Below are 9,021 nucleotides of genomic sequence, written 5' to 3' on the forward strand. Positions count from 1 at the left end.
ACTACTATCAAATAGATAGCAATACGCCATAGTCGTAGGATTAAATACCTAAGCTAGAAGGAGGGAGATCCTAATAAAAGGATTAGCCAGCTAATAAGTTATTATCATCTATCATTTTTTGTAAAAGCTCGGCATCTGTTGTTGTGCTTGAATCATTGCCATAGAGCGTATCTTTGTTTATGTTCTCCAACGTGATCTCTTGGCTAACATCTTCGCCATTTTCTTTAATATGTAATGTTACTGAACCTTCATTTTCCGTGATATCAATAAAGTTCTCAGCCGAGATTCCATCTGTAACGCTATTTAAAATAGCGCGCAAATCGATATTATCGCTATTAGCTGTGACATCGAAATCTACAATGGTATCTTGTGCCGGATTAGTGATTGTTCCTTGATCTTCTGCTTTGAATACAAAGCTATCATTACCGCTACCGCCCGTCATGCTATCGTTATTGGCAGTACCAAAGATCACATCATCATTTGCAGTGCCGATAAGCGAATTATCATTTTTATCAGTGATGCTAACGTCGATGGTTTGCGTAATCCCCGTAGCCGTTTGTCCATCGAGAGTTGAAATTGGCTCAATAGAAAGAGAGAAATCTTGCTCACTATTGGCTGTCATCGTCAGATCGGCAATATCGTCAAATGCAACTTCCCAACCATTTCCTTTCACTTGACCTGCTGAGAATACGTAATCACTAGGGTAACCTGTGATAATTATACTGCCTTGCTCATTAGGCGCAGGATTAAACATTGATAGCTCAAGATTTAACGCAATCGTCGTTTCGGTTTTAGCTATAACGCTGTTGTACTCAAGATTAAGCTCTGGTGCATCAGGCATAGGTTCAAGAGTTAAACTGATATTTTTCTCAATAGCTTGACCATAATGCGTAATTTCTGAGCCTAAGATAGTATCGGTATCAATACTGCTGGCTTTGAGTGTGATATTAATGTCACCAAAAGCATCACCGCTAAATAGGGTTAATTGGTCTAAGGTACTGCTATTTACTATTGCAGTCGCAAGCCATATATCACCATTTTTAATGATACTTATCTCTTGATCACCGATTTGAATTTTATCTAAGCCTGCTAACTGAGTTTGGTCAGCTGCACTAAAGATCACTTCTAAAAATAATGTTTCATTACTATTGGTTTCAGTACTCTCAATATCGACTGGAATCGTGAAGCTTTTTCCTTCATTGCCTGAGAGGCTCTCTGGTACACCAATAAATTGAATATCATCACCAATAGGATTGACGCCAATAATAACCTCTGAGGTCGATGTTATTATTTCTGTTGTACCAATTTCATTCGTGATCGCATCCAACTTCAATGTGATATCACCACTGAAATCTGTTGGTGGACGGATATAAATGCTATCAGCTTGACCGCTTTCAAAGCTCCATGATTTTCCGGTATTTGGTAATTGAATAAAGGTCGTGCCGCCGTCTGGTGAATAGAACATCACTGCACCATCAGGAACGCCGGATAGGTTCAATGAAATAGTTTCAGAACCATCATCATCGAATAAGATTGCACCTAATCCAACGATATGAATGTAGCCATCTTCATCACCTTGTTCTGTTATGGTATCTGGCATAGTGGCGATATCAGTCACAGGCTCAACGTTAATAATCACAGAAGAGGTTTTGGTCTGAGTATCCGTTTGCGATGATGAATCGGATTGATCTGTGATGCTTGTTTCAATGTTGATGGTTAAATCGCCGCTGTAGTTATGAGGAGGCTTTAAAAGCAATTCGTCTAAACGACTTGGATCCAGTACTTGCCAACTACCATCGAGGTTCTGGGTCACGATTGCAGAATCTCCAATCAATTCACCACCAGGTTCTAAGGTGATTGTCATCCAGTTGATGGTTTCTTTACCTGTCGCAGAAGTACCTTCACCCGTGATGGTTTGTCCGTTACTAACGCTATCACCTAACAGCACCGTTAAATTGATTGCGGTTGCGGTATCTTCCAAAACACTCGTGATATTTGATGTTGTAATGATGTCATCAACAACCGGAACAACGTCAATTTTGATGTGTTGTGTGGTGGTTGATTTTGTACCATTACAGGTAGAAGTTTGAGTAATAGTGATCGGAATATCTAAAGATCCAGCCCAAGCTTCATCTAATCCAATGAATGTCATATTGGAAAGACCATTTTCTGTGATGGTGTAGCCAATAATTTCACCCGCATCGTTATATTCAGTAATGATACCGACACCTGTAATTTCAACATTTTCAGGTAAGTCATTAACGTCAATAAAAAAGGAGAGGGCGATTTCTGGGTTATTATCAATATCGCCATTTAGTAGACCTGATAAATTAATATCTTCGCCTTCCTTAGCAATAATCACATCACCTTGAATTTTATCTGGCGCTTCGGTCGGAGGGCATGAACCTCCGCCTCCCGTTTTACCTGTGATCTGGATCTGAATGGGTGTTTCTAAAAAGCGAGAATCGTTGCCGTCAACCACACGGGCTTTAACCACAAGATCAATCACCTCTGTATTAAAGCTAGCGCTTACGGTTGCTCCAGCTAAGAGATCTTGCATCGCTTCTTTAATACCATTGCTGGTGATATCTTTTGCAGGAATAATCCAATTTCCACTACCGTCAATATGGGCACCGTTGGGATGATCGATGATGAGGTTAATGCCAACAGGTACTTCGATCACGATGTAATCTAGATATTCTGAGCCATCAAGATCTTCATCGATAAAGTGAACTGCATTGGTTAAATCTATCGGGCTACCATTGGTACTACTTAGTAGATCTGTTGTAGATTCTAAGCGTGTATCGGTTTCAACGACCCCTGCAACATCAACTTGGATAATTGCATTGATGTTTTCACTCGCTGTTTGTCCGGAAGTTGACGTATCCGTTACTTCATAACTAATTTTGATATCAAAAATGCCACTGAGATCTTCATCAGCAAGAATGGTCACGCGACCACTGTTAATAAATTCAGCCCATGATTGGTTGCCTTTATAGTTGGCAAGATCGAGCCCATTAGCAGGAATAACAACTTCTACATCATCAATAAAGAGGGTTAACCCATCAGGTAAATCGGTGATTTTATAACCTGTCAGTGTTTCACTGTTGTCGCTATCTTTTCTGATGGTCGGCTCAACTAAAAATGAGGTAGGTTGATCTTCAAAACCTGTGCTTTGCAATATTTGCAATATAGGACGACCTGCCTCATCTTTATAATTTTTCTCATCAACAAGTGGTAATACTTCAATATCCACCTTGTAGTTAAATTCACCACTCGCACCGTCGGGCTCGGTAGAAATTACAATAACATCAAATGTTAAGTTGCCACTCATGTCTTTAGGTGTGGATAAATACGTCGATGTTAATTGATCGGATGTGATCCGATAGATCAACCCCGTTGAAGCATCCTTACCGACAATTTCAAGGTTTAAAGGATTGCGATGAATATCGATAAATTTCACACCGTCAGGTAAGTTGGTGATTAAGATGGTTATCTCTTCTGATTTATCGTTATCACTGGTTGTAATTAAAAAATCGAGCGGTAATGGCTTATCTTCATCAAAACCATTAATGCCTTTGAGCGTGCCCTTAAAGCCAGTGGTGTTATCTGTGCTACTAGCAATGTATTGCCAATGCCCATTACCGCCGTCTGTAATGTCTGGGCGGTCAATGGTGCCTTTTAAGTTAATGGAAATAGTCTTAGTTGCCCCCTCTGTACTGGTAGCAGAGGTGAGTCCGTTAATAGCGGCTTCAGTAGATATAGCAGTTACTTCAATAGTGAGTTTTTCAGTGTGTGAACTGATATCTGCTTTTGGATGAAGCTGTGCTTCACCACTTTCAATATATTCTGCACTCACAATATAGATGCCAGAACCGGCAGGCTCTTCTATCGCATCGCCACCTTGAATTGACCAACCATCTTGCACTTTAATTCGGTAACTTAGGCTTTCTGAACCATCGTTGTCAGCTAATTTACCAATAATGGACTTACTTAGATCAATAGGCTGATCTTCATGACCTTTAAGGTTTTTAACCGAGAGTTTTGGCGCATCAGCTTCAGGAATAATATTTACTGTGATAAGACGTTGCGATTCTTCTGTTCGATCGGTACTTTTATCAAGGAACTGATTGCCTTTTTCTGTGCTGAGCGCAGTAATGGTAAAGGTAAATGTGCCTGCTGAGTGTTTATCAGAAAATATCTTCACATCATTGATTTGATCAGCGTTAATGATTTTGCCGTCGCTAATTATGGTGTTACCCAGTTTGAGTGTAATACCGTCTGGGATCCCTGAAATACGGTATTTAAGGGTTTCTGAACCATCGGTGTCTTGTAGATCCGCCGCAACATTTAATTGAATGCCATTACTATCATCTTCAACTGCGGTGTATTCATAATCTCTAGCCTCGTCCCAAATCGCGGCGTCAGCATCAGGTAGCACCTTGATAGTGAGATCTTTGGTCAGTGTTTTATCTTGGTTATTCGTTGATATCGTCGCTGTTATTTCAAGCACAACCGTATCTTGTTGATTAATCGCAGTATCAGATGTAGGTTTATACGTCAGCTCACCGTTTGGCTTGTAGAAATCACCTTCACTAATAAAATCGCTAAGGGTAATTACGCCATTTGTTGCTGTTAGCAAATTACCATCTAAATACAGCTGTCCACCCGCTAATGAGCTTTCAATGATTGTGATAGTGCTAAGCGATTCATTCTGGTCAATATCACCAAGGAATACTTGAATAGTGAGTGGGTTACTCATGCTGTCTTCAAGGATCTGCTCTGCATTAACTTCAATACGACCAGGATCATCTGCAAATGATAGTTTCTTGGTTCTTACCGCAGTGTCACCGTCGCTGTCTTTGACGGTGTAGCTGAAATCATCACTGATCTCGCCACTACTTTCCTTACTGGCAATCGTCTTAATAATGACAGTGCCATCTGCATTAACAGCGATAGTGCCATATTTAGTGTGTGGGTCCGTTTGAGTATTTATTAAATCAATTGGATTGCCGTCTGCTGGATACTCTTTGCCACGATACTTGATACTGACAACTTCGCCACCATCAGCACCAGTAACGTCTCTAGATAATAAGCGTAGTGTCTTATCAACACCTTCAACAACAGCAAGCTCTTCATCAGGACCCGCAACAGGGATATCGTCAGTAACCGTTACTTCAAATGGTGTAGTGGCTGACACATCACCATCTACGTCTGTGGCAATGGCGCCAAACTCTAAATTAAGCACACCTTGACTTGATGATGACGGGCGGTCGATCGCTTCGAAAAGCTCAAATTGCACGGTACCATCTAGATTGACTTTAATACGGAAAATATCATTACCGTTTGCCGTTGCGTTATACCAGCCGTTCGCATCTGCTGCGCTAAGTGTGATGTTTTCACCACCACTGGTATAGTTTTGACTATTGAACTGCGCAATATCTAGATGCACTGAAGCAAGCTTATCACTGCTTTGGTTAAAGCTGAGTGTTGGTGCTGAAGTGGTTGACGCATCAGCGGCTAAATTATCATCCAGTAAGTCATTTTCGTGAACGTTAAGGTTGCTGTTGGCGGTAATACTAGGCACTAAGCCATCTAAAATACTCACCGCTACATTTGATTTGCTCGAGCTGCCATCACTGTCTTTCGCTTCAACGGGTAGTAATAAATTAAGTTCGGTATCGTTACTATTGGTATGGTCGATAGACTCATTAAGTGTCACTGTGATTGTTGCATTTGCTGCACTACCCGATGGAACTGCACCAATATCTGATAAATGGACAGAAAAGATCACTGTGCCATCAGGTAATGATGCGTTATAGGTGTTACTGCCATCAAATTGCCAAGTTAATGCTTGTCCTTGGTAGGTGATGTTATTGCCATCACTACTTTTCACCGTACCCGATAAAACAAGATTTAAATCGACGATAGGATCTTGTCCTGCGGTTACTGTGATTGTGGCGTCTGCTTGGTTTGAACTACCTGCTGGTGAAGAAGCACTAATCGGCGTTTCTGATATTTCTATTGACGTTGTATTAATAACAGGGGCACTACCATCAACAATGACAACATCGATAGCAGTTTGGTTAATATCTCCGTCGTTGTCTTTAATAAAGACCGGAATAGAAATAGTTAATTTATCATTCGAGTTGGTTTGATCCAGTGCCTGATGCAGGGTAAAAACATAGTCAACGGTTGAGTTTGCCTCTGCATCTGGGCGAGAAGATAAGCTTATTTCAAAGACTTTACCTGAGCTTGTCCTTGCTTCAATGGTTTGATTATCATCAGAGATCACATAAGAGATAGCTTTTCCCCCCCTGGTTAAACCGTTTGGTAGTTGGCTTAAATCAAAATACAGCGGACTTTGCTCTGTGGTGCCATTTAAACCATCACTGCCAATGGTGACGGTGATCGTGCCTGTTTGTTGCAATGGTTGATTAGGTTGATTTGACTGATTAGATAGATCTGTTTCTTTAAACTCTAATTGCCCAGACGAGGCTAATACTGGATTCGCGCCATCTTCGATAACCCAATCAAATTTCCCTGTCGGGGTAGCAGTACCATCACTATCAACTGCATCAATAAACAGAGGTAGGGTGATAGCATCAGCTAAGCCTTGTTGATTGAGAGGGGAGTGTTGTACAAGGCTGACAGTACCCATCGCGTTATCGCCTGAGGCGGTTGCCGATAAACTCAAGGTAAAAATAGTGTCGCCACCCGCTTTGGCGGTGATAGTTTTACCATCGGAGCTGACGGTATAACTAAGCGATGATCTTGAGATACCAGAATATAAATTTAGTGCTTCAAGCGCCGGTATTGTCTGGGGATTGAATGTTAGGCTACTTGGATCAGGATTATCTGCTCCAGCTTGTACAGTAAACTCACCCTTGTAGGTAGAGTTTCCTGCTGTGATCATACTTTCAATCGTCTTTGCATTATCATCGAGTATGACATTGGCAAGACCATCTTTAATTGAAACTGTAAGGCTTGCATTGTTCTCGTATTGATCTTTATCTGAAGCAACGTAATCAATAACAAGGTTGATATTACCTTGGCTATGATTAAGATTGCGATTGGCGGTAAATGTCCATTCGCCATCACTATTTATGGTGAACTTTCCTTCAGGAAGCTCAAAGGTAACCGATGTGTTATTCAGTGCCTTTGTCTCTCCATTAATGGTGATACTTTTAACGAAAAGAGAAGCATCCACATCCACATCATTGGTTAGTACATTACCTGTAACAACATTACCTTCAATAACCTCACTTGTATCATCGACAATCTCAGGTGCGGCATCTTGAATATTGATCTCGATTGGCACGATGACAGTTTCACTTGTACCATCATTATCCGTTTGAATACCGTTAATGAAGATCAATGTTTCAGTATTAGGGTTGCCGGGGGAGTGATCATCAATTGCAGCACTTAATGTTGTTTTTACTGTTTGAGTGCTAGGGTCAATAACCGCAGTGAGTACGGTTGTGGTGGATGTTTGTACAGTTAGCGTTAAACCATCAGCAGAAATAGTAACGGTAACGTCTTTACCATTAGAAGTTAACTGCTCTAAAGCGCTCTGCGCTGCGTTAAAAGTAAATTCGGCAAACTCAATATTAATCGTTGAGCTTGATTCAATTGAAGATTCCGTTTCTAGCGCTTTTTCAGAGAAAGTCATATCGCTTGAGCTAGCGAATGTGGGCATATCGTCACTAGCAGTATTACCTGCAGCGTCTGTAACTGTGGCGATCATCTCCCAGGTTTGCTGTGGATCTAATTGAGACAATTCAATGTTATTTATACGCCAATTACCTGAGCTATCTACTGTTGTTGTTAAAGATACAGTGTCTACTCCGTCACTAAAGGTAACTGTTATCTTATCGCCAGCTTGGGTACCCGTCGTTGAACCTTGTAGGTAAGGTACTTGACCATTTTTTAATGCCGAGACATTTAAGCCACCTTGTTGGTAACTGCTTGTATTTATATCAATAGTAAGTACTGATGTATCTTTGATGATGGTATTGCTTGTTTCTTTGGTGTTGCCCGCAATATCAATCACTTCTGTGGTAACAGTTAACTCGCCATCAGCCAGTGCTGATAAATCAACATCATCAATTTGCCATGCGCCATTGATAACCGAAGTGGTCTGGGTGATAGTGTTACCATTATTATCTGTTACTTTTACTGTGACTGATTGATTATCTTCAACAAAATCAACGTCACCAAACAGGGTGGTTTTAGCATCGATTTCTGATTTATTTAAAAAGCTATCGCCATTAGCTTCAAAGTTCGCCGTAATTTCAGCGAGGGTATCTTTGGTAATGGTGTCAGTGTCCGAGGTTGTATTGCCTGCAATATCGGTGGCTGTGGTTGTAATGGTGAGTTGACCTTCAGCGAGCGATGTTAGATCCGCGTTATTCACAGTCCACTTACCATTATTTGCCGTGGTAGTGTAAATTTTCTCAGCACCGCTGCTATCTGCGATGGTGATAGTCACGGTTTGTCCGTCTTCTATATTTTCAACAGTGCCAAATAAATCGCTTATAGGTGTTTCAACGAGGTTGAGGTACTCATCGCCTTTACCATCAAAGTTGGTCGTAATATTTGCTGAAGTATCTTTGATGATAGTGTTGGTCGCAGAGGCTGGGTTGCCGGCAATATCGGTAGTTTCAGCCAGAATGGTAAGCTCACCTTCTGCCAAGTCGGTTAAGTCGGCATTACTAACTACCCATTTACCTGCTCTGATAGTGCTCTCAAAGGTTTTCTCTAAACCTTGGCTGTCAGTGACAGTAATAGTAACGGTTTGTCCATCTTCAATATTTGCGATAGTGCCAAACAGCTCAGTCGTTGAGACTTCGGCTTGATTAAGGAAGCGATCACCGTTTCCGTTAAAATCCGCTGTAATAGTGGCTAAGGTATCTTTGATGATGGTGTCTGTGGCTGATACTTGGTTACCTGCAATATCAACAGTATCAGCGATGACAGTGAGCTCACCTTCGCTAAGTCCTGTTAAGTCAGCATTATCAA

The 9,021-nt window shown here is 41.1% G+C and carries 1 protein-coding gene; it reads right to left on the reverse strand.

The window, feature by feature from the left end:
- Positions 1 to 82: 82 nt before the first annotated feature.
- Positions 83 to 9,021: T1SS-143 repeat domain-containing protein (locus CTN01_RS02090; protein ID WP_107342079.1), on the reverse strand; the 8,939-nt coding region annotated here is incomplete at its 5' end.

The sequence above is a fragment of the Photobacterium angustum genome (assembly GCF_003026365.1).
GTDB lineage: Bacteria > Pseudomonadota > Gammaproteobacteria > Enterobacterales > Vibrionaceae > Photobacterium > Photobacterium angustum.